This is a genomic window from Streptomyces sp. NPDC017993 (genome assembly GCF_044328065.1).
In the GTDB taxonomy this organism is placed as follows: Bacteria; Actinomycetota; Actinomycetes; order Streptomycetales; family Streptomycetaceae; genus Streptomyces.
On record NZ_JBIRGO010000004.1, the window covers coordinates 234,869 to 257,098 of the forward strand.

20 protein-coding genes and 1 pseudogene are annotated in these 22,230 nt (G+C 72.4%); 13 read left to right on the forward strand and 8 right to left on the reverse strand.

The window, feature by feature from the left end:
* Positions 1-73: 73 nt before the first annotated feature.
* Complete coding sequence (locus tag ACH4FH_RS08410) at positions 74-874, reverse strand: SDR family oxidoreductase (protein WP_398554978.1); 801 nt, start codon at positions 872-874, stop codon at positions 74-76.
* Between the two features lie 89 nt (positions 875-963).
* On the opposite strand from ACH4FH_RS08410, the pseudogene ACH4FH_RS08415 reads away from it, so the two are divergent.
* The 4 genes and pseudogenes from ACH4FH_RS08415 to ACH4FH_RS08430 form a co-directional block, all read left to right on the forward strand.
* Positions 964-1,728: pseudogene (locus ACH4FH_RS08415) on the forward strand (enoyl-CoA hydratase family protein); the annotation flags it as partial.
* Positions 1,729-1,901: 173 nt separating this feature from the next.
* Entirely contained in the window at positions 1,902-2,843 is a 942-nt protein-coding gene (locus tag ACH4FH_RS08420) for a CoA transferase subunit A (RefSeq protein ID WP_398554979.1), read from the forward strand.
* Positions 2,840-3,625, forward strand: coding sequence for a CoA-transferase subunit beta (locus ACH4FH_RS08425; protein ID WP_398554980.1), 786 nt, complete (start codon positions 2,840-2,842; stop codon positions 3,623-3,625). Before ACH4FH_RS08420 ends, ACH4FH_RS08425 begins: the two co-directional genes overlap by 4 nt.
* A 116-nt stretch (positions 3,626-3,741) precedes the next feature.
* Positions 3,742-4,827, forward strand: coding sequence for an NAD(P)H-dependent flavin oxidoreductase (locus ACH4FH_RS08430; RefSeq protein ID WP_398555214.1), 1,086 nt, complete (start codon positions 3,742-3,744; stop codon positions 4,825-4,827).
* Positions 4,828-4,966: 139 nt separating this feature from the next.
* On the opposite strand, the gene ACH4FH_RS08435 is transcribed toward ACH4FH_RS08430, so the two are convergent.
* Positions 4,967-5,740: a MerR family transcriptional regulator gene (locus ACH4FH_RS08435; RefSeq protein ID WP_398554981.1), complete on the reverse strand. Its 774-nt coding sequence runs from the start codon at positions 5,738-5,740 to the stop codon at positions 4,967-4,969.
* 282 nt (positions 5,741-6,022) lie between these two features.
* Between ACH4FH_RS08435 and ACH4FH_RS08440 the strand changes: the two genes are divergently transcribed.
* On the forward strand, positions 6,023-6,334 hold the full coding sequence (locus tag ACH4FH_RS08440) for a hypothetical protein (protein WP_398554982.1): 312 nt from the start codon (positions 6,023-6,025) through the stop codon (positions 6,332-6,334).
* An 88-nt stretch (positions 6,335-6,422) separates the two neighbouring features.
* Here the strand turns inward: ACH4FH_RS08440 and ACH4FH_RS08445 are convergent, their stop codons facing one another.
* The 3 genes from ACH4FH_RS08445 to ACH4FH_RS08455 all read right to left on the reverse strand — a co-directional run bounded on the left by ACH4FH_RS08445 (position 6,423) and on the right by ACH4FH_RS08455 (position 9,153).
* The gene (locus tag ACH4FH_RS08445; protein ID WP_398554983.1) at positions 6,423-7,598 is read right to left on the reverse strand and encodes an acetyl-CoA C-acetyltransferase; all 1,176 of its coding nucleotides are present in this window, start codon (positions 7,596-7,598) and stop codon (positions 6,423-6,425) included.
* A 74-nt stretch (positions 7,599-7,672) separates the two neighbouring features.
* Positions 7,673-8,311, reverse strand: a complete 639-nt coding sequence (locus tag ACH4FH_RS08450) for a TetR/AcrR family transcriptional regulator (protein ID WP_398554984.1) — start codon at positions 8,309-8,311, stop codon at positions 7,673-7,675.
* Between the two features lie 11 nt (positions 8,312-8,322).
* Positions 8,323-9,153, reverse strand: a complete 831-nt coding sequence (locus ACH4FH_RS08455) for an SDR family oxidoreductase (RefSeq protein WP_398554985.1) — start codon at positions 9,151-9,153, stop codon at positions 8,323-8,325.
* Positions 9,154-9,259: 106 nt separating this feature from the next.
* Between ACH4FH_RS08455 and ACH4FH_RS08460 the strand changes: the two genes are divergently transcribed.
* The 4 genes from ACH4FH_RS08460 (at position 9,260) to ACH4FH_RS08475 (ending at position 14,173) form a co-directional block, all read left to right on the forward strand.
* Positions 9,260-10,429, forward strand: a complete 1,170-nt coding sequence (locus ACH4FH_RS08460; RefSeq protein ID WP_398554986.1) for an acyl-CoA dehydrogenase family protein — start codon at positions 9,260-9,262, stop codon at positions 10,427-10,429.
* A gap of 124 nt (positions 10,430-10,553) precedes the next feature.
* Positions 10,554-11,582: an acyl-CoA dehydrogenase family protein gene (locus tag ACH4FH_RS08465; RefSeq protein WP_398554987.1), complete on the forward strand. Its 1,029-nt coding sequence runs from the start codon at positions 10,554-10,556 to the stop codon at positions 11,580-11,582.
* A gap of 146 nt (positions 11,583-11,728) precedes the next feature.
* Complete coding sequence (locus ACH4FH_RS08470; protein ID WP_398554988.1) at positions 11,729-13,594, forward strand: FUSC family protein; 1,866 nt, start codon at positions 11,729-11,731, stop codon at positions 13,592-13,594.
* Between the two features lie 72 nt (positions 13,595-13,666).
* The gene (locus tag ACH4FH_RS08475; protein ID WP_398554989.1) at positions 13,667-14,173 is read left to right on the forward strand and encodes a MarR family winged helix-turn-helix transcriptional regulator; all 507 of its coding nucleotides are present in this window, start codon (positions 13,667-13,669) and stop codon (positions 14,171-14,173) included.
* A gap of 449 nt (positions 14,174-14,622) precedes the next feature.
* Here the strand turns inward: ACH4FH_RS08475 and ACH4FH_RS08480 are convergent, their stop codons facing one another.
* The 3 genes from ACH4FH_RS08480 to ACH4FH_RS08490 all read right to left on the reverse strand — a co-directional run bounded on the left by ACH4FH_RS08480 (position 14,623) and on the right by ACH4FH_RS08490 (position 18,524).
* Entirely contained in the window at positions 14,623-15,765 is a 1,143-nt protein-coding gene (locus ACH4FH_RS08480; RefSeq protein ID WP_398554990.1) for a WD40/YVTN/BNR-like repeat-containing protein, read from the reverse strand.
* 227 nt (positions 15,766-15,992) lie between these two features.
* The gene (locus ACH4FH_RS08485; protein ID WP_398554991.1) at positions 15,993-17,609 is read right to left on the reverse strand and encodes a zf-HC2 domain-containing protein; all 1,617 of its coding nucleotides are present in this window, start codon (positions 17,607-17,609) and stop codon (positions 15,993-15,995) included.
* 312 nt (positions 17,610-17,921) lie between these two features.
* A complete protein-coding gene (locus ACH4FH_RS08490) occupies positions 17,922-18,524 on the reverse strand; it encodes a TetR/AcrR family transcriptional regulator (RefSeq protein WP_398554992.1) in 603 nt (200 codons plus the stop codon).
* A 146-nt stretch (positions 18,525-18,670) separates the two neighbouring features.
* On the opposite strand from ACH4FH_RS08490, the gene ACH4FH_RS08495 reads away from it, so the two are divergent.
* From ACH4FH_RS08495 to ACH4FH_RS08510, 4 genes are all read left to right on the forward strand, one after another.
* Positions 18,671-19,189: a PH domain-containing protein gene (locus ACH4FH_RS08495; RefSeq protein ID WP_398554993.1), complete on the forward strand. Its 519-nt coding sequence runs from the start codon at positions 18,671-18,673 to the stop codon at positions 19,187-19,189.
* On the forward strand, positions 19,186-20,727 hold the full coding sequence (locus ACH4FH_RS08500; RefSeq protein ID WP_398554994.1) for a PH domain-containing protein: 1,542 nt from the start codon (positions 19,186-19,188) through the stop codon (positions 20,725-20,727). Before ACH4FH_RS08495 ends, ACH4FH_RS08500 begins: the two co-directional genes overlap by 4 nt.
* A gap of 201 nt (positions 20,728-20,928) precedes the next feature.
* Positions 20,929-21,342, forward strand: coding sequence for an SsgA family sporulation/cell division regulator (locus ACH4FH_RS08505; RefSeq protein WP_398554995.1), 414 nt, complete (start codon positions 20,929-20,931; stop codon positions 21,340-21,342).
* Between the two features lie 178 nt (positions 21,343-21,520).
* Positions 21,521-22,225, forward strand: coding sequence for a response regulator (locus ACH4FH_RS08510; RefSeq protein WP_398554996.1), 705 nt, complete (start codon positions 21,521-21,523; stop codon positions 22,223-22,225).
* Positions 22,226-22,230: the final 5 nt, after the last annotated feature.

Here is a 22,230-nt window from a genome sequence, read left to right on the forward strand (position 1 = left end):
GCAGGCGGGATCGGGCGGGATCAGGGCCTGCATGAAACAGTCGGGAGTAGGACCCGGAAGGTAGCGGGCGAGGTCAGATGATGCCGGGGGCGGCCGGAGGCTGGTGGGTCTGCGCGGCGTCGAGGAATGCCGGGCGTTCACCGCCCCCGTGGACGAGCAGGCTCGCGCCGCTGACATAGCGGGACAGGTCGGAGGCGAGGAACGCGCACGCCTCCCCGACCTCGGCCGGTTGGGCGAGCCTGCCCAGCGGCACGGTGCGGGCCACGGCGGCGAGGCCCGCGTCGTCGCCGTAGTGGAGGTGGGAGAGTTCGGTACGGACCATGCCGAGTACGAGGGTGTTGACGCGGATTGCCGGCGCCCATTCGACGGCCATGGAACGGGCGAGGTGGTCCAGGCCGGCCTTGGCCGCACCGTATGCGGCGGTGCCGGGCGAAGGGCGGGACCCGCTGACGCTGCCGATCATGATGATGGAACCGCCGCTCTGCTGGTCCGCCATCACCTCGCGTGCCGCCAGTGAGGCGGTCATCGGCGTGATGAGGTTCAACTCGATTGTTCTGGCGGCTTGTTGGGGTGTCGACCGGGCGAGGGGGCGGTACGGCGTGCCGCCGGCGTTGTTGACGAGGACGTCCAGGCGGCCGCGTTCGTCGCGTAGCTGCCGGAAGAATGCGGTGACCGCGTCGGCGTCGCGCAGGTCCAGTTCCGCGTAGTCCGCAGTCCGGCCCGCGGCCTGCAGCGGCCGGTCGGGGGGCCTGCGTGCACAGGCGATGACCTGCGCGCCGGCCGCGAGCAGGGTGGTGGTGATGCCTGCGCCGACACCACGCGTGCCGCCCGTGACGACCGCGACGCGGCCCGACAGGTCGATCGAGAGCGCCATACGACACCTCCCGCAGCGCGCACTGCGCTGCTACCTTCTCCATGGACAGCACCTAACAAACGTTTGGTGGAAAGGTAGCTGATCTGCTGATGGGTGTCTCCACCTCTCACCCCGCCCGCCCCTCGGGCGAAGGCGGCATCGCGACCGGCATCGCACTCGTCACGGTCGACTATCCGCCGGTCAACGCCCTTCCGGTGCAGGGGTGGTACGACCTGGCCGAGGCCGTGCGGGCAGCCGGGCGGGACGCCGCGATCCGGTGCGTGGTGCTCGCCGCCGCCGGGCGCGGATTCAACGCCGGTGTCGATATCAAGGAGATGCAACGGACGGAGGGTCACTCGGCGTTGATCGGCGCCAATCGTGGTTGCTACGAGGCGTTCGCGGCGGTCTACGACTGCGAGGTGCCGGTCGTGGCAGCGGTACACGGCTTCTGTCTGGGCGGTGGTATCGGGCTGGTGGGCAACGCGGACGCGATCGTGGCGAGCGACGATGCGACGTTCGGGCTGCCGGAGCTGGACCGTGGTGCGTTGGGTGCGGCCACCCATCTCGCCCGGCTCGTGCCGCCGCATCTGATGCGCACCCTCTACTACACCTCGCGCACCGTCACCGCGCGCGAGCTCCTGCACCACGGGGCGGTGTGGGAGGTGGTGCCGCGGGCGAACGTGCGGGACGCGGCACTGGCCCTCGCCGGGGAGATCGCCGCGAAGGACGGGCAGCTGATCCGGCTGGCGAAGGCCGCGATCAACGGGATCGATCCGGTCGACGTACGGCGCAGTTACCGCTTCGAGCAGGGCTTCACCTTCGAGGCGAACCTGAGCGGTATCGCCGAGCGGCACCGCGAAGCATTCGCCCGCGGGGCCTCCCGTACGCCCGAGGGGCTTGAGGACGGCGCACGGCCACCGCAGCCGCGGGCGCCGTCGCAGCCGTACGCGCCTCCGGAGTCGAACGGGACTCCGCAGGCGGACCCGTGCGGGCCTGCCCACCTCGGCCGCCAGACGCCGTCCGCCAACACCGTTCCGCTGGAGGAAAGTTGAGCGACAAGACCATGACCGCCGACGCAGTTGTCGGGCAGCTGGCGAGCGGCATGACGATCGGGATCGGCGGCTGGGGGTCCCGCCGTAAGCCGATGGCGCTGGTGCGGGCTCTGCTGCGGTCCGAGCTGACGGACCTGACGGTCGTCGCGTACGGCGGCCCGGACGTGGGGCTGCTGGCTGCCGCGGGAAAGATCAGGCGCCTGATCGCCCCCTTCGCGACCCTCGACTCCATCCCTCTCGAACCGCACTTCCGTACCGCCCGCCAGAACGCCACCCTGCAACTGACCGAACTCGACGAGGCGATGTTCATGTGGGGCCTGATCGCGGCGGGCCAGCGACTGCCGTTCCTGCCGGTCCGCGCCGGGCTCGGCTCGGACGTGCTGCGGGTCAACCCCGGACTTCGCACCGTGACTTCGCCGTACGAGGACGGGGAGGAGCTGGTGGCCGTCCCCGCCCTTCGGCTGGACGCGGCGCTGGTTCACATGCACCGGGCGGACGTCCGGGGCAACGGCCAGTATCTGGGGCCCGATCCGTACTTCGACGATCTGTTCTGCGAGGCCGCGGACGCCGCGTATGTCTCATGCGAACGGGTGGTGGGGGCGGACGAGTTGATGTCCGCGGGCGGTCCCCAGACGTTGCTGGTCAAGCGGCCGTTCGTCACCGGGGTCGTGGCCGCGCCGAACGGCGCGCACTTCACCGCGTGCGATCCCGATTACGGGCGGGACGAGGCGTTCCAGAAGGCGTACGCGTCGGAGGCCGCAGACCCCGAGCGGTGGGCGGCGTTCGCGAAGCGCTTCCTCGACGGTGACGAGCGTGCGTACCAGGCCGCGGTCGCCGCCTTCCACGGTGAAGAGAACGACGAAGCGAAATCGGAGACGAGACGGCGGAGGAACGGGAACGGGAACGGGATCGGGAACAGGAAGGGGGAAAGCGCATGAACGCCCCTGCACTCCCGGAGGCAGCGGGGTCTGCTGTCACTCGCGCCGAGTACTGCGTACTGGCCTGCGCGGAGGCCTGGCGGGACGACGGCGAGGTGCTCGCCAGTCCGATGGGCACCGTCCCGTCCATCGGCGCCCGGCTCGCCCGCCTGACCTTCTCCCCCGACCTGTTGCTGACCGATGGGGCCGCGCTGCTGATCGGCGATGTCCCGGCGATCGACGCCACCGCCGAGGTCGTCGAGGGCTGGCTGCCGTACCGGCAGCATCTGGCCTTGGTGGCCACGGGTCGCCGGCACGTCATGATGGGCGCGAGTCAGATCGACCGGTTCGGCAATCAGAACATCTCCTGCATCGGAGAGTGGTCCCGGCCGGACCGCCAGTTGCTCGGGGTTCGCGGCGCGCCCGCCAACACCCTGAACAATCCGACGAGTTACTGGGTTCCACGGCACTCCCCCAGGACGTTCGTCGAGCAGGTCGACATGGTCTGCGGTGTCGGCTACGACCGGGCCGCGTCGGCCGGGCCCTCCGCGACCCGGTATCACCGCATCCCTGAAGTCATCAGCGATCTGGGCGTGTTCGACTTCGCCACGCCGGACCGTTCCATGCGGCTGCGGTCCCTGCATCGCGGTGTGACCGTCGAGCAGGTGCGGGAGGCCACCGGGTTCGCGCTGACGGTGCCGGCTGACGTGCCGCTCACCCGTGAGCCGACGGCGCAGGAGCTGCGGCTGATCCGCGAGGTGATCGACCCCCGTGGGCTGCGTGACCGCGAGGTGCGCGCATGACGGCCGACGGGGGCGACACCGGCGCTCCCCTCACCTCGCCCGCCCCCTCCGCCTCCTCCGCACCCCCCACCTCCTCCGCGCGGACCGGGCCGGGCGTCCCTGGGCCGTCGCCGTCCCTGCGGACCGCGTTCACCGATCTTGTCGGTGTGCGGCATCCGCTCGTCCAGACCGGAATGGGCTGGGTGGCCGGGCCGCGGCTGGTGTCGGCCACCGCGAACGCCGGGGCGCTGGGGATCCTGGCGTCCGCCACGATGACCGTCCCGGAGCTACGGGCGGCCATCCGCAAGGTCGCGTCCCGCACCGACGCACCGTTCGGTGTGAATCTGCGGGCGGATGCGGGCGATGCCGAGGAGCGGGTGCGCGTGATGATCGAGGAGGGGGTGCGGGTGGCCTCGTTCGCGCTGGCTCCGTCGCGCGAGCTGATCACGCGGCTCAAGGGGGCCGGCGTCGTCGTGATGCCGTCGATCGGGGCGCGCCGGCATGCCGAGAAGGTGGCGGCGTGGGGTGCCGACGCCGTACTCGTGCAGGGCGGCGAGGGCGGTGGGCACACCGGTGAGGTGGCCACAAGTGTGCTGCTGCCGCAGGTTGTGGACGCGGTCGGCATTCCCGTGATCGCGGCGGGTGGCTTTCGCGACGGCCGGGGGCTGATTGCCGCGCTGGCTTTCGGCGCGTCCGGGGTCGCCATGGGCACCCGGTTTCTGCTCACGTCGGACAGTACGGTCCCCTACGCGGTCAAGGAGCGCTACCTGGCGGCGTCGGTCAAGGACATCACCGTCACCACGAAGGTGGACGGTCTCCCGCACCGGATGCTGCGCACGGATCTCGTCAACTCCCTTGAGCGTGGCGGGCGTTCGGCGGGGCTGCTACGAGCCGTCCGGCATGCCGTGGCCTTCCGGGAGCAGTCGGGAATGAGTTGGTCGCAGTTGCTGCGCGACGCGCTCGCCATGAAGCGTGGCAAGGCGCTGACCTGGGGTCAGGTTCTGCTGGCGGCCAACACGCCGATGATGCTGCGGGCCGCGATGGTGGAGGGCAGGCCGGACCTCGGGGTGATGGCCTCGGGCCAGATCGCCGGGCTGATCGAGGATCTGCCGTCGTGCGCGGAACTGGTGGACCGGATCATGGCGGAGGCGTACGGGACGCTGGCCGGCCTTCCCGTGGCCGGGGGGCCGGGGCGACCGGCCGTCGGCACACCGGGTGATTGAGTCGGTGTTGTGCCCGATCGCGGCGGTGAGCGCGGGCCGCACTCTCCGGCGGACGACCGCAGGGGCGGCACCGTGATGTCGTTCTGACGCCACGGGCACCCCGCCCCTCGGCTGTGCCGGCTGCGGGTGGCTGCGGTAGCTATCGGGCTTCCCGGGCTCGCTCCAGATAGCGGACCAGGTCGCGCATCCGGTCGGCGGGCCAGGGCAGCGTGTTGCCGATCTCTTCGCTGTTCTCGTCCCACATTCGCTGCGCTGCGGCTTTGGTCTGCTCACCGTCGGCGCCTTCGGCGTGAAAGCGGTCCGCCAGCGCGTCCCAACGGCGGGCGAGGTCCTGGACCCGGGGGTCATCGAAGGGGGTGCGGTCCTGTGTGTGCCGCAGAAGTTCCTCGACGAGTCCGGCCCATTCGGTCTTGGCTGCCTCGATGGCTTCGGGGCCGAGTTCCGCTCTGCGCTGGGCGAGCTGTTCGCGCTGCTCCGGCGTGAAAGTAGCCTCGAACACCGACATCATCTCCAAAGTCGTCATGAACTGGTCCGGGTCGGGCGTCGATGCCTTGTCCAGCTGCCCCACCAACCCGCGGATCTGGTGTGTGAGCTGCTGGATCCGTCCGGCGTGTGCCTCCAGCCCGCGGAGCTGGGCGCTCAGCAGGTCGCGCATGGCCCCCAGGTCGTCGGCGGAGTCCTTCAGGGCGCCGGCGATCTCCTCCAGTGACAGCCCGAGCGAGCGCAGGGCCCGCACCCGGTACAGGCGCCGCACATCGCTTTCGGTGTAGCGGCGGTGCCCCGATGCGGTGCGTTCGCTTGCGCGTAGCAGGCCGATCTCGTCGTAGTGGTGCAGTGCGCGCACGGTCATCCCGCTCGCCTGCGCCACCTCGCCGATGCTCCACCGACGGCCGTCGTCGTGCTTCCCGATCATGTTCGCAACGCTAGAACCTCCCGTCGCGGCAGGTTCAAGCCCTTGGCGCCATCCGCCCCCAGCGTCTGCGTGCGCCCACCCGCGCCACCCGCGCCCACCTGCGGCTTCCGCCGGAAACGGCCGCGGAGACGGCCGGGGCCGTGATCTTGAACGATCGCCATGGCGCGGCTGCGGGGTGCCCCGGGGCTGAATTTTCTCGGGCCCGTATGGAGAATGGGGCATGAACGTGCGAATGCCGGGACGGCATTCGCAGGGGGAGTTTCCCACCGGGGGAGAGATCACGTGCGGAAGATCATGGCCATAGTGATGGCAGCAGTGGCGTGCGGCGCTTCATTGACGCTGGCCACGGGCTCGGAAGCGGCGGCCGCCGGCCGGTCGCCGCAGTGCGTCAAGGTCCGCAAGTACTTCGACAAGGGCGATGTCCGTTATGTGCGGCTGACCAATCTGTGCACGAAGCGGACGTCCTGCTTCACCATCGTCATCCCGCATCAGCGGGACCCGCACGGCCGCCTCGCGAAGGGCGCGACCAAGGACGTTCGCTACGGCACGACGTCGGGGTCACGTGCCCTGTACGTCAAGAACACCCACTGCTGAACGTCGCCGCGCCGGCCGCCCACCCGCGGCGGCCTTCCGTGGCCGACCGGTCGTGCCGCCCGTCTCCGAGACGGGCGGCACGGCCGTCTCAGAGGCGTTCGATGATCGTGACGTTGGCCTGGCCGCCGCCCTCGCACATGGTCTGCAGGCCATAGCGGCCGTCGGTGCGTTCCAGTTCGTGCAGGAGCGTGGTCATCAGTTTGACGCCGGTCGCGCCGAGGGGGTGGCCGAGGGCGATGGCGCCGCCGTTGACGTTGACCTTGTCCGGGTCCGCGCCGGTTTCCTCGATCCAGGCCAGGACCACCGGGGCGAACGCTTCGTTGATCTCGATCAGGTCGATCGCGTCGAGGGTGAGGCCGGTCTTCTTCAGGGCGTGCGCGGTGGCGGGGATGGGCGCGGAGAGCATCCTGATCGGGTCCTCGCCGCGGACGGACAGGTGGTGGATGCGGGCGCGGGGGGTGAGGCCGTGTTCGCGGACCGCGCGTTCACTGGCCAGCAGCATCGCGGCGGCGCCGTCGGAGACCTGCGAGGAGACACCGGCAGTCAGCCGGCCCCCCTCGACGAGTGGCTTGAGGGCCGCCATCTTCTCCAGGGAGGTGTCGCGGCGCGGGCCCTCGTCCAGGGCGACGTCTCCGTAGGGGACGATCTCGCGGGTGAAGCGGCCCTCGTCGAGGGCGCGGATCGCCCGCCGGTGGGAGCGCAGCGCGTACTCCTCCATGTCGCGGCGCGAGATGCCCCACTTCTCGGCGATGAGTTCGGCGCCGTGGAACTGGTTCACCGGGCGGTCGCCGTAGCGGGCGCGCCACCCCTCGCTGCCGGCGAACGGGCCGTCGGTCAGGCCGAGTGGCTCGGCGGCCTGCCGACTGGCGAAGGCGATCGGGATCATCGACATGTTCTGGGTGCCGCCTGCGACGACCAGGTCCTGGGTGCCGGACAGCACGCCCTGTGCCGCGAAGTGCACGGCCTGCTGCGAGGAGCCGCACTGCCGGTCGACGGTGACGCCGGGCACCTCCTCGGGCAGCCCGGCCGCGAGCCAGGCTGTGCGGGCGATGTCACCGGCTTGCGGTCCGACGGTGTCCAGGCAGCCGAAGACGACATCCTCGACAGCGGCCGGGTCCACGTCGGTCCGGTCCATCAGTGCCTTGAGGACATGCGCGCCGAGGTCGGCCGGGTGCACGGTGGCGAGTCCGCCGTTGCGTTTGCCGACCGGGGTGCGCAGCGCGTCGACGATGTAGGACTCACGTCGCTCGTAGGGCGCGGTCATGACGGCTCCTTCGGGTCGTTGGTGGGTGGTTCCCGGGGCCGGAGCTGGAGCGGGTCCCTCCCGGTGGGGCGGTCTCATTCCCGTAGGGCGATTCCGTCCAGGACCATCGACAGGTACTGGCGGGCGATCTCCTCGGGGCTGTGGTGACCTCCCGGCCGGTACCAGCTCGCCGCCACCCAGACGGTGTCGCGGACGAAGCGGTAGGTGAGCCGGATGTCGAGGTCGGCGCGGAAGACGCCGTCGCTCACGCCTCGCTCCAGCGTGCCCAGCCAGGCCCTTTCGAACTTCTGCTGGGAGTCGGTGAGGTAGCCGAAGCGGGGTTGGACGGCGAGGTGTGGGGACTCCTTCTGGTAGATGGCGACGGCTGCGCGGTGCCGGTCGATCTCCCGGAAGGACTCGGTGACGAGGGCTTCGATGGTCTCCCGGGGCCCGAGGCCGGCGGCGAGTACGGCGTCGTAGCCGTCCCACAGCTCGGTCAGGAAGGTGGAGAGGATCTCGTCCACCATCGATTCCTTGGAGTCGAAGTGGTAGTAGAGGCTGCCGGCGAGCATGCCGGCCTCGTCCGCGATGCGGCGGACGGTCGTGGCGTTGTAGCCCTGGGCGGCGAAGACCTCCGCCGCGGTGTCGAGCAGTTCGCGGCGGCGCTCCGGGGACGCGCTCACGGTCGTCGTCTTCTTCTTGGCGGTTGGCACCTGGCCATTGTCGCTCCGCATCGGCCCGGGTCTCAGGCGTGCTGGCTGCTGACCGGGACGACCTCGCCGGTCATGTAGGAGGAGTAGTCGCTGGCCAGGAAGACGATGACGTTGGCGACTTCCCAGGGCTCGGCGTAGCGCCCGAACGCCTCTCGGGAAGTGAGTTCTCTCAGCAGCTCGTCGGTGGTGACCTTGGCGAGGTGGGGGTGCATGGCGAGGCTCGGGGAGACGGCGTTGACCCGGACTCCGTATGCGGCGGCCTCGACCGCGGCGCAGCGGGTCAGTGCCATGACGCCGGCTTTGGCGGCGGCGTAGTGGGCTTGTCCGCGCTGGGCCCGCCAGCCGACGACGGAGGCGTTGTTGACGATGACGCCGCCCGCGGAGTGGGCGGCCCCGTGCGCGGTTCCGGTTCGGGGCTCTCCCGGGGCGGCACGCATCCGGCGCAGTGCGGCGCGGGTGCAGCGAAAGGTGCCGCCCAGGGTGACGTCGAGGACCTTGTCCCACTGCTCGTCGGTCATGTCGACGAGGTCGGCGGTGCCGCCGAGGCCGGCGTTGTTGATGACGATGTCGAGTCGGCCGTGCCGCTGTTCGACGAGGTCGAAGAGCGCTCCGACCTGCTCGTCGTCGGTGACGTCACAGGGCAGGGCGGTGACCCGTCGGGACCCGAATTCTTCGGCGAGCAGCTCCGCGGACTGCTTGAGCCGGCGCGCATGGGCGTCGGAGAGGACGACGTCGGCACCCTCCTCCAGCAGTTTGCGGGCGGTGGCACCACCGATGCCCGCGCCCGCGGCGGCCGTGACGACGGCGCTCCGGCCGGTCAGCAGCCCGTGTCCGGGGACGTACGAAGGCTTCTCGAGCGTCATGGCCGTACGTTAACCTACCAAACACTTGTTAGGGAACAGTCGGACGGCACCACGAAGTCCCAGGCCCGGAGAACTCCGGCCGCGTCAGGAATGAGGCCGCTCGCCGATGGATCTCGCGCACACGCCGGAGGACGAGGAGTTCAGGAGAGCGGCTCGCGCCTGGCTCACCGCGCACGTACCTGCCGTCCCCCTCCCCTCCCTGGAGACCGAGGACGGGTTCGCCGCCCACCGCGAGTGGGAGCGCACGCTGGCCGCGGACCGCTGGTCGGTGGTCTCCTGGCCCGAGGAGTTCGGCGGCCGGGGGGCTTCCGTGCAGCGCTGGCTGATCTTCGAGGAGGAGTATTACGCCGCAGGCGCGCCCGGCCGGGTCTCCCAGAACGGCATCAGCCTCCTCGCCCCGACGCTCTTCGAGCACGGCTCCCCCGCCCAACTCGCCCGCCTGCTACCGCCGATGGCGAGTGGCGAGCTGGTCTGGGCGCAGGCCTGGTCCGAGCCGGAGGCGGGCTCCGACCTCGCGTCGCTGCGCTCGACGGCCGTGCGGGTCGACGGTGGCTGGCTGCTCAACGGGCAGAAGACCTGGTCCTCGCGAGCCGCCTTCGCCGATCGCGCGTTCGGCCTGTTCCGCAGCCATCCCGACGCGGACCGCCCGCACCGCGGGCTGACCTATCTCATGTTCGACCTCGCCGCTCCGGGCGTGGCGGTGCGGCCCATCGGGCGGCTGGACGGCAAGCCGGCCTTCGCCGAACTCTTCCTCGATGATGTCTTCGTGGCCGACGAGGACGTCATCGGCGAGCCGGGCCAGGGATGGCGGGTCGCGATGAGCACGGCCGGCAACGAGCGCGGCCTCACGCTGCGCAGTCCCGGCCGTTTCACGGCGGCCGCGGACCGTCTGGCCGCCCTGTGGCGGCAGCGCGCCGATCCGGCCGATACGGCGCTGCGCGACCGTGTCGCCGACACCGTGATCGGCGCCCGTGCCTACCACCTCTTCACCCGCGCCAACGCGGCACGGCTCGCGGCGGGTGAGCAGTTGGGCGCCGAGTCCAGCCTCAACAAGGTCTACTGGTCGGAGCTGGACATCGCCCTGCACGAGACCGCGCTCGACCTCCTCGGCGCCGGGGGCGAGCTCGCCGATCACGCCGATGAGGCGCCGGAGCACGGCAGTTGGGCCGAGGGCTGGACCTTCTCACTGGCCGGCCCGATCTACGCGGGCACCAACGAGATCCAACGCGACATCATCGCCGAGCGGCTGCTGGGCCTGCCAAGGGGCAGGCGGTGACGGCGGTGAGGGCCGCGAGGTTCGTGCGGGGTCACGGCGGTCTGGGGCGGGTCGGCACGGGTCGACCGCTCCTCGGGGCGGCGCGCGGCGGCTCTGCCGGGCCACGACGAGAGGACGCAACCCGGTGACTTTCCTTCTTGACGACGAGCAGCGCGAGTTCGGCCGGACCCTCGACCGGATGCTGGGCGCGGCGGACAGCGCTGGTGCCGTACGGGCGTGGGCGGCGGACGACACCGCACCCGGCCGGAAGATATGGCAACGGCTCACGGATATGGGCTTGTTCGCGTTGGCGGTGCCGGAGGAGCACGGCGGAATGGGCTTTAGGCCCGTCGAACTCTGCATAGCTTTCGTCGAGTTGGGGCGTCACGCGGTTCCCGGACCGGTGGTGGAGACGGTCGCCACGGCCGCCCTGCTGCGACGGCTGGGCGACCCCGTACTCTGCGCGCGGTGGCTGCCGGGGATCGCGGCGGAGGGGCTGATCGTGTCGTACGCGGACACGGCATACGGGCCGTACGCGCTGGACGCCGCCACCGCCGATGCGACGTTCGCCGCCGACGGAGATCAGTTGCTGCGCACGACCGGGGGCGGGCCGGTCCAGCCCTCGATCGACCCGGCGCGGCGACTCGCCCGCCCCGCCGCGGACGGCGAAACGGTGGCGAGCGGACCGGCGGTCCTGGCGGCCGCCGCGTACGCCGGCGATGTCGCGGCGCTGCTCACGGCCGCCCAGACGCTCGGCGTCGGACGTCGACTGCTGGCGGACACCGTGACGTACGTGCAGCGACGCCGGCAGTTCGGCGTGGCCATCGGCACGTTCCAGGCCGTGAAGCACCGGCTGGCCGACGCACTGCTGGCACTGGAATTCGCGCAGCCGCTGGTGTTCGCGGCGGCGGTGGCGATGGCGGGGCAGGGCGACGAGCGAGGCGGGCCCGGGGCGGCTTCCGAGGTCGCGGCCCGGCGGGACGCGGCCGCGGCGAAGGTGGCTGCGGGCGAAGCGGCATACGGGGCGGCACGGGCCGCGCTTCAGCTGCACGGCGCGATCGGCTACACCGAGGAGCTGGACCTGTCGCTATGGATCCGCAAGGCGCGCGCGCTGCGGAGCGCCTGGGGGACGCCGTCACAATGCCGGGCGCGCGTGCTGTCCGGGACGGCGTGAGCGGAAGGAGCGAGCTGAAACCACGTCCTGCCACCCACCCCGCGCCTCTCCCCCGCCACCGCCTACCCCAGCCCCAGCCCCAGCCCCAGCCCCAGCCCCAGCCCCAGCAGATTATTCACAAGTAAAACACCTGCTAACCTTCAAGTATGGGGAAGCACGCCAAGCCGCCTGAGGACCACGCGCGCACCACGCCAAAGAGCGGGGTGCGCGCCCGTCCGCCGCGCGCGCTGCCCATCAGGAGCACCGTGCGGTTGCGCCGCCCCGTCGACATCTGGCACAAGCCGGCGCTCAGCGCGGTCGTGGCGCTCGCCATCCCCGATCTCACACTGCTCGCCTTCGGGCGGCTGGACCTGATCCTCTACACCTCCGCCGGGGCGATGTGCGCGCTGTACGCACACGGTCTGCCGTATGCGGCCCGTGCCCGCACACTTCCCTGGCTGGTGCTCGGCATGGTCGCGAGCCTCGCCGTCGCGCTGACCGCCGCGTCGCTGACCACCTCGACCGCACTGCTCGTGGTGTTCGCCTCGCTGGTCGCCGCGGTGCACAAGGTGGTGTGCGACGCGACGCGTATCGGTCCGCCGGGGAATCTCATCCTGACGTTCATCGCCGCTTCGGCGTTCTTCGTGCCGCAGCGGCTGGAGCAGGTGCCGCTGCACACGGCCCTGGCGCTCGGTGCGGGCGCCGTCGCCTGGCTGGTGTGCATGGCACCTGCGCTGGTCCGGCCGCAGGGTCCCGAGCGGATCGCCACCGCCCGTGCGCTGGAGGCCGCGGCGGGGCTGCTGCGCACGCGCCCGGAGACAGGCGGCGGCGCGGACCCGGCCGGGGTGGCGCACGCCCGGCACGCCACCGCGGCCGCCGTGAACGCCGCGTGGCACGCCGTCTTCCTCGTCCCCGTCCGCACCCCGGGCGCCACCTCGGCCCGCGCCCGCCTCGAACGGCTCCTGGTACGCGCGGAGTCGGCGCTCGGGGACCGCGATCCTGCCGGCGCGCTCTCCACCGGGCGGGGCGCGGCAGCGGAGGCGGACCGGCTGGGCGGATGGGCGCGTGAGCTGCGAAGTGGGCGGCCCCTGCCCGAAGTCCCGCTCTCCGCGGCACAGGCCGTGGAACTCGCCGGCGTCGCGGCGGAGACGACAGCGGCGGTGCCACCGGAGGATCCGGCGAAGAGCCACGGTCCGGACGACGACGGCTCCCGTCCGCTCGTGCTGCGGCATCCCGCGCCTGGCCGCCCGCGCGGGCTGCGGGCGGTGGTGGCGCGTCTCGCGCCCGGGTCGCCGCTGCTGCCCATAGGCGCGCGCGTCGCCGCCGGCTGCGTGCTCGCGGGGTGGGCCTCGATGGCCGTCGGCGTCGGGCACCCGTACTGGGCCGTGGTCACTGCGGCCTCGATCTACCAGGCCAACACCACGCTCTCCTGGCAGCGCGCGCTCCAGCGCACCTTGGGCAATCTGCTGGGCCTGTTGCTCTTCACCGCGCTGCTGCCGCTCATCCACACAGGGCAGGTCGCGATGATCGCGCTCGCGCTGACGTTCCAGCTCGGCGCCGAGGCGTGCATCACCCGCAACTACTGGCTCGGCTCCGTGTGCGTGACGCCCATGGCACTACTGCTGACCGAGTTCGGCAGCCATCTGCCGGCGAGAGTGCTCATCACCGACCGCTGGATCGACACCGTGGTGGGTGCGGCCGTGGGCCTGGCCTGCTGCGTGCTCGTCACCAACCGGCGGGCCGCCGACCGTATCGATATCGCCCTGGAGCGGCTGGCTGCCGCGGAGGCCGCGGCACACCGGGTGCTCGCGGCGCGCGGGCTGCCGGGGCGGGACGACACTCCCGAGGCCGGCTGGGCCCGGGACCGGCTCGCGGGGTGCCTGATCGAGCTGCGTGAGGCCGTCGATGTCGCGGCCGGCGAGTGGTGGCAGCGGCCCGTGCCGCAGGAGCGCATCGCCCTGGCCGAGCAGCAGGGCCACCGCGTACTGGCGGTGCTCGTCCGCCGGCTCCCGGCACCCGTGCCTGCCGCCTGACCGGTGCGTCCGCGGGTCCCGGCGGCAGGCACAATTAGGGCTTGTACGGCAGTGTGGCCGAGAGGAGTGCGGGTGACCGAGGACATCGTCGCGGGGGTGCTGCGCCAGTGGCAGCAGGTGCACCCCGGGCTGGATACCGGCCCGATGGCGGTGATCGGGCGGCTCAACCGCTGCTCCGCACTGTTGCAGCAGGCGGCTGACGCGCCTCTGCGGCGGGCCGGACTCACCCGCCCCGAGTTCGACATCCTGGGCACGCTGCGCCGGATGGACCGCGAGCTGACCCCTGGGCGGATCGCCCGCGAGACGTTCGCTTCCGGGGCCGCGGTGACCAAACGCGTGCGGCAACTGGAGGACCGTGGGCTGATCTCCCGCCGGCCCGACGAGCGGGACCGCCGCGTCACCCACCTCTCGCTCACCGAAGAGGGCCGCGACACCATCGACCAGCTGCTGCCGGAACAGCTGCGTTACGAGGCGGCACTGCTCGACGGCATCGGCGACGAGCGGCAGGAGGAACTCTCCGACGGGTTGGCCGAGTTGCTGGTCGTCCTGGAGGGACGGCTCGGCAGCTTGATGGACTGAGAGCGGGGGGACGGGGCCGGGCCGAAGACATCGGGGCCGGTGTCGGTCTCGGGCGCCCGGCTCTGCCGCGTTCCGTGCCGGCCGCGCCGCACACCGTCTGCGAATGTGGCACACGATCGCCTATGGGTATCACTCGTCTCCGCTGTCGGTCGGAGCGCGGCTCGAACGGTATACGGCGGTCGGCGAAGGTGCCGTCGGACCGGAACTGAAGGTTCTGCCCGACGATCTGATGCAGCGGCCGGACCGCATCCACTCCGTCGTGGCCCACGATGCCGTCCGTCTCCCGAAACAGGCCCGCGAGCGCGGACGGCATCGAACATCCCGGGCGCCGCTCAGCGGCGCTCACCATCGCGGGATCAACGGGCTCGCTGAAACCCGACCTCGGGAAACGTCTGACGGGCGCTCTCTCCACATGCGGGCAGCGAAGGCGGGTCCGCCCCCGGCGCGCCTCAGTGTGCGAGGCGGGCGATGCGTCCCTTCTCCCCGGCGGCCCAGCAGCCGAGGTCCGGGGCGCAGTCGACGGTGTCGTACGAGCCGTTGTCGAAGGCCCGCCAGGTGCGGCCGGCATCGAACGTCACGTCGCTGCCGGTTGGGCCCACGGTGACGGCGATACGCCGCGAATGCGGGAGCCAGACCGCTCCGGAGCGGTACGCGCTCGGCGGCTCGGCCGCCCCGGTCCAGGTGGCGCCGCCGTCGGCGCTGACCGCGGCGGCCTGTGGCGAGGGCTGGTCGGGACGGTAGTCGCCGCCGACCGCGAGGCCGTGCGTGCGGTCGCGGAACGCGAGCGCGAACACCCCGCGGGCCGGGTCACCGGCGGGGACGGGTGCATCGGTGACCGTCCAGGTACGCCCGCGGTCGGCGGTGTGCAGCACACGGGCGGTGGCCGCACCGCCGGTGGCGATCCACGCGTCGCGGCTGCCGGAGGACACCAGGCACTGGCCACTGGCGGCGAACGCGGCCTCGCCCTGCTGGGCCTGCGGCATCCCGTCCGGCGGCAGCACGCGCCAACTGCGGCCTCCGTCGTCGGTGGACAGGATGCGGTACTTGCCGTCGACGGGGTCGCTGAGTGCGATGCCGTGCCGCCGGTCGAAGAAGGTCAGGCAGTCGTAGAAGGCCCGCGGGTCGGTGTTGCGGAAGCCCTCGGTCCAGGTGGCCCCGCCGTCGTCGGTGCGCAGGACGCGTGAGGCGTCCCCTTCGCCGATCGCGAGAACCACCGCACGGCGCGCGTCGAACGCCTCGATATCGCGGAACTCCAGCGCACCCGCGCCCGGCGGCGAGACATCGCTCCACCGCTGCCCGCCGTCGTGCGTCCGGAGCACGGTGCCCGCGCTGCCGGCCACCCACGCCGTCGACCCGCTGACGGCCGCCAAGCCGCGGAAACGGGCGCTGCTGCCACTGTCCTTGAGCTGCCAGCCGACACGCGTGGCTGCGGGGCGGGGCGTGGTGTCCGACTCCGGCAGCTTCGCTTTCGCTGCGGTCGCCTCCCCGGCGGAGGATCCCGACAGCGGCCGGTCGGCGATCGTCGGCTGCGCGGCGGACACCGGCCCTGCGGCCGCGGTGATCGTGACCAGCAGCGCCGCGCCGGCCGTCACCAGTGCGAGCCGGCGCGCCGGGCGCCCGCCGCGGGGGCGCTGCCCTGTCCCCGTGCCCGTGCCGGTTCGGGCTGTGCCCGTGCCGTGCCCGCCGTACGACCTGCGTCCCGAACGCCGCATCCGCGTCCCACCCCGATCGTGTTCCCCACGGGCCTCAGGTCCCTCCGGGCCCTCGTCCGCTGGAAGTTAGCCCAGCAGGCGGGCTCCGTCCAGGCCGCGGTGGGCCGTCACCGGTACCGGCGCTCGGGCTCCGTCGGGGTGGGCGTGGGCTCCGTCGGCTGCGCGGAGGCGGAGCTGGTGCCCGGCTCGGAGGAAGGGGCGGAGCTGTCCGACGGGGGCGGGGTCGAGCCGGGCGCGGTCGTCGAAGGCGAGGGGGATCCGCTGCTCGGCTCGGCCGTCGGCGACGTGGGCCCGGTGCTGGGACTGGACGGCGGGGGGCTGGAGGGCGCCGGGCTCGACGGCGGCGGACTGGACGGCGGAGCGCTGGACGGCGGCGGCGTCGGGGAGCCGGTGGCCGGCGGGGGCGGGGTGGGCGAGCCGGGAGTCGGGGACCCCGTGAACGTGGGCGGCGGCGCGGAGGTGCCGGGCGCCGGAGTCCCGGACGCGGGCCCCGTACCCGGCAGGGACGACGAGGGCGGCGCGGAGATCGAGGTGGCCGAGCGCGGCGACACCGGCTGACCGGGCGTGGACCCCGCGGTCGTCCCCGGAGCCGGGGCCCCGCTGCTGGATGGTGAGGTCGATCCGGTGGCGGGGCTCGTGCCGCTCGCGCCGCCGGTCCCGGTGGGTGCCTCGTCGGTCGGCGCACCGCCCTGCGGCACGCTCTGCTCCGGCGTCCTGCCCTCGGTCTTCGAGGCCGCCTCGACCTGGTGCGGGGATGCCGCGGAGTCGTCGCCGGCCAGTACGAACCCGGCGGCAACCGCCGCCCCGGCCACCGCGGCGGCGGCCACGCCCGCTGCCGTCGCGGCGACCGGCCCGGTCATGCCCACCCGGCCGCTCAGGAGTCTCCGCAGCGGTGACGGCGTCGGCTCGGGCGAGCCGGCGTCCGCCCCGGTGCCGACGGCGCCGACGCCGACCAACGGCAGCAGGAACGTCGCCGATCCGCCCGCCAGGAACACCAGCAGCGCCGGGCCGATGAGCGCGGACAGCCGGTCGTCGGAGCGGGTCAGCAGGGCCATCCGGTCCTGGCAGTCCTGGCAGTGCGGCAGATGGCCTTCGACCTCGCGCGCCTGGTCGCCGGTCGCCTCGCCCCGGATGACCGCGGGCATCCGCTCCCAGTACGCGAAGCACAACGGATCACCGGGCGCGCCGGGTATCTCGCTGAGGAATGCCTGCCGCAGCCCGCCACGGGCCCGGTTCAGCAGCACGGTCGTCGTGTCCTGCTTGCCGCCCACGGCCTTGGCGACCGCGGCCGGCGGCTGGTTCTCGGCCTCGGCGAGCCACAGTGCCTGCACCCAGCGCTGCGGCAGCCGGTTCAGGATCCGGGCGAGCAGATCGACGTAGCCGCCGGGCTCCGACGCCTCGGCGCCGTCTGCGGACGATCGGGTCCCGGGGCGCGGCCGGCCGTCCTGAGGGGCGCGCGGGATCCGGCGTGCGGGGTCCGCCTCGGCCGTCGCCGCGAGGTCGCGAATGGTGGTCCGCAGGTACGCGCGTACGTCGTCGATCCGGGCGCCGCCGTGGATGCGCTTCCAGACGTGGAAGTGCGCCTCGGCGACGAGGTCGGCGGCGAGGGCGGGGTCGGGGGTCTGGAGCCGGGCGTAGCCGATCAGGTGCGGGTACTCCCGCGCGTGGAGCGCGGTGTAGGCGTCCACCGCCGACTTCTCGGACATCGCGAAGTCATCTGACATGGAGTACGGCCCCTGACGTAGTGCGCACCCCGGCGGCGGCTCCGCGCTACCCAGTGATCCGTCGCGGCCGGCGGGGGCATGGCTTGAACGGCAAGGGTAAGGAGGACGCAACGTTCGCTCAAAGTTTCGTGACAGAGGTCACGGCGGTGTGCGGCGCCTGCGACGCGACGGCGAACCGGTGTCGATCTTCGGCCATCGCCGGTCGGCGCACGGACCACGAGATCATCCGGCACGGGCGACGCACGGAGGCAACACGGGCGGCGCACGGAGGCAGGAGTCGGTGCACTCCGCCGGTGCTCCCACGCACCCCGGCTAGGGGCACCCGAAGAGGTTTTCCAGGTGCCGGTCCAGCAGTCGCAGCGCCTGCTCGGGACCGTGCACGTCCAGCAGGACGTACGTGGCGAGGCCGTCGGCCACGCTGATCAGCAGCATCGCCTCGTCCTCGGTGGCCCGCTCCGACGGCAGTTCGCCACGGGCCGCGGCCCGGCGCAGCTGGTCTGCGAAGAAGGCGCGGAGCTTGGGGGTGCCCTCCCTGGCCTCCGCCCGGAGGGACTCGTCGTGGACGGCGCGGGCGAAGTAGGCGGCGCCGACCAGGCTGCCGATCCTGCTCTTCTCGTCGAGCGGCAGCATGCCCGCCAGGCAGGCGCGCAGCACCGTACGGGGCGACGGCTCCCCGGGAAGCTCCTCGATGCGCTCGCGGATGCGCCGCTCGGCCAGCTGGTCGATGTGGCGGAGGGCGAAGAGGAGCATCTCGTCCTTGGTGCGGAAGTAGTGCTGCAGCCGGCCGAGGGAGATGCCGGCCTCGGCGGCGACATCGCGCAGGCTCACGCCGTCCAGACCCCGGGTGCTCGCGATGCGCCAGAGCGCCTCCGAGATCTCCTGCCGCCTGGCTTCGTGATCCACCTTCTTGGGCACGCAGGCCCCTTCCTCCGCTGCCGGCTCGTCGCTGACGCGCTCCGTGCGAGTGAGCGAGCGGTGACCCGCACCTTTTACAAGTCACTCGTATCGTTATAGCGTACCGGGACGCAATACAGTTGACTTGAAAACCGGAGTGATCCCTGATGCCCGAGTGCGCCGCCCCGCGCCTGCGCCCACCCCGCCACCGCGTCGACCCGCACGCCCGCCACTGGTGGACCGTCCAGGCGTTGCTGACGCTCAGCGGCCCGATGCTGCTGACGGCGCTCGCCCTGGCCGTCCTGAGCCTGCTATTCTTCCCCGGCGCGATGCCCTGGCTCGGACCGCTGCTGGTGGTCTCCCTCGTGCTGCCGGCGGCCTGGTACCTCGCAGTCATGCCGCGCCGGCGCTACGCGGTGCACGCCTGGGAGCTGGGTGACCGCGCGGTCTACGCGGCCGGCGGCTGGCTCTGGCAGAAGCGGCGGATCGCGCCGCTGTCGCGGGTGCAGACCGTGGACACCCTGCGCGGCCCCGTGCAGCGGCGCTACGGCCTGGCGACCGTCACCGTCACCACCGCCTCCACCGCCGGCGACATAAAGATCGCCGGGCTCTGCGACGCCGACGCCGAGGAGCTGGCCCGGCGGATCGGCGAGGCCGCCCAGGAGGTAGCGGGTGACGCGGCATGAGCGCCCCGACGAACGCCCCCGGCCGCACCGCTTGCCCCGCCGCGCCGCGGTGGCGACGGCTGGACCCGCGCACACTCCTGGTGCACTGCGGCTGGATGGCCGCACCGCTCGGCTCACTGGCGCTGACGGCCCTGGCGACCGGTGGGCGGATCAGCACCAGGACCTGGATCAGCCTGGCCGCCATCGCCGCGTCCTTCGCCGTGATCACCGCAATCGGCCTGGTGCGCTGGGCCCGCACGACCTTCCGTGTGACGCCTGACGCCTTCGAGGTCGGCACCGGGCTGCTGACCCGGCGCCTGCGCAGCGTGCCGCTCCAGCGCATCCGCACCGTCGACCTGACGGCCTCACCGCTGCACCGCCTGCTGGGCGTGACGGTGCTGCGCGCGGGCACGGCGGGCTCGGGTGACACCGGCGGCGAGTTGCGACTCGACTCACTGACGGTCGATCAGGCCCGTCGTCTACAAGCGGAGTTGCTGGCACGCACCGATACCGGGGCGGGCGCCGAGGATCCGGTGCTGGCCCGCATCAGCGCGCGCTGGCTGCGGTACGCGCCGTTGACCTTCTGGGTCATCGGCGGCGTGTTCGTCGCGGTCGGCTCCCTCTACCGGGCGCTCGACGGCATGGGTGTCGAGCCGTGGAAAATCGGCTTCGTCCAGCGGGCGTTCAGCGAATTCGGCGCCGGCATGCTGTGGCTGACCGTTCCCGCCGCGCTGCTCGGCGTCATCGCGCTCGGTTCGGTCGGCGCGGTCGCCCTCTACGTCGAGAACTGGTGGAACTACCGCCTGGAGTGGGCCGATGCCCGCACGCTGCGCGTGCACCGGGGCCTGTTCACCACTCGCTCCGTCACCATCGAGCAGGACCGGCTGCGCGGGGTGCTGCTCCGCGAGCCGCTGCTGCTGCGCGCCGGTGGTGGCGCGACGGTCCGCGCCGTCGCGGGTGGGCTCGGCAACCGTGAGGAGAACCGCCGACGCAGCGGGGTGCTGCCGCCCGCGCCCCGGCCCCAGGCGCTGCGCGTGGCACGCGACGCCCTGCGCATGCCGTTCCCCGACACGGAGTTGACGTCACCGGGCCCGCTGACGCCGCACCCGCGTATCGCGCTGCGCCGACGCCGGGTGCGTGGCGTGCTGTACGCGGTGCTGCCCGGCACGATCCTCCTCGCGGGTACAGGGGTGGCCTTCACTCCCGTCCTGCTGCACTGCGCGTGGATCTACGCGGCGCTCAGCACGCCGTTCGCGCTGTGGCTGGCCCGGGACGCGTACCGCAATCTGGGCCATGGGATACGCGGCAGCTTCCTGGTGACCCGGTCCGGCACCTTCAGCCGGGACACCCTCGCCCTTCAGCGCAAGGCCGTCGTGGCGTGGACGTTCACCACTTCGCCCGCCACTCGCCGGGCCGGCCTCGTCGCGCTCACCGCGGCGGTCGCGGCCGGCGAGGACGGCTACCGCATTCCGGACCTCGCGGCCACCGAAGCACCGGGCTTCGCGGCGGCGGCCGCCCCAGGAATCCTGGAGGAGTTCCTTGAGCACCCCACGCCTTGACCGGTGCCCGGCGAGGGCACCGAAGTCCGTCCGGCGGCGGGGCCCCGGCCGTCGGCCGGCCCGGTGCGCTACCCAGGATCGGGCCGGGGATTCCTGACATGACATAGATCACACACCCGTCGCGTGCACGGCGAGAGCGGGCACTGCGTCCTACTGGATGTGCCACGCCCAAGACCCGACAGCCGTGAGGGAGCAGCCGCGATGCCCAGTGCTATCGACCAAGCCGTCCAGGTCCGTCTCATCGCGACCGCGCCAGGTCCGCACGCGGTGCCCGCGGTACTGCGCTACGAGCCGTCCGATCCGCTCGCGGTGCGGATGTCCTTCCCGCCGGAGATCTCACTCGACGGCGCGGCGGTGAACTGGGCGTTCGCCCGCGAGTTGCTCGCCGAGGGGCTGAGAGGCCCGGCCGGGCGGGGTGACGTGCGGGTACGGCCGTCCGATCAGGAGCGCACGGTGATGGAGTTCCACGCCGAGGAAGGCGTCGCCATGGTCCAGATGCGGACGGCGGACATCCGGCGGTTCCTGGCCCGCTCCTACGAGGCCGTCCCCGAGGGATCCGAGCAGATGCAGCTCGATGTCGATCGCGGCCTGGCGGAGCTGTTCGGCGCGGCGTGACCAGGACCGGCGTGACGGGGACGCGCGGGATCCGCTGGACCCGGGCCCGTCGATCGGTCCTGGGCCCGTCGACGTACCCTTCCCTCCGGGCGCCGTCGCATGCCCGGACAGAAGCGCGAAATTCCGGCCATTCCGCCCCTGTTACGGATCCATCATCTCTCTCTTCGATACTTGTCCCATGCCACGGGTACTTCTGATCGAGGATGACGCTGCCGTACGGGACGGTGTGAGCCTCGCGCTCCGCCGGCGCGGCCATGACGTGGCTGCCGCGGCCAGCGGCGAGGAGGGGCTGGAGGTCCTGCCGGGCTTCCGCCCCGACATCGTCCTGCTGGACCTGATGCTGCCCGGCAAGGACGGCTTCGAGATCTGCCGGCTGATCCGTGCCGACCGGCAGTTGCCGATCATCATGCTCACCGCCCGCGGCGACGACCTCGATGTGGTGCTCGGCCTGGAGGCCGGCGCCGACGACTACATCGTCAAGCCCGCCCGCGGCGAGGTCCTGGAGGCGCGGATCCGCGCGGTGCTGCGCCGCACGGCGCTGCCCGCCGACGGCGGCCCGGCCACCGAACCGGGGCCCGCCCCGATCGAGACGTACGGCGAACTGGCCATCGACCGGGCCGGCCTGGTCGTCGCCAAGGCGGGCCAGGACCTGGCGCTGGCCCCCTCGGAGATGAAGCTGCTGCTGTTCCTGTCCGCCACGCCCGGCCAGGTCTTCAGCCGCCAGCAACTTCTCGAACACGTCTGGGAGCACAGCTACCACGGCGACGCCCGGCTGGTCGACGCGTGTGTGATGCGGCTTCGCACGAAGATAGAGGACACACCTCGCAGCCCCCGGTACGTCCAGACCGTGCGGGGCTTCGGCTACCGCTTCGGACCGCTGTGAGCCAC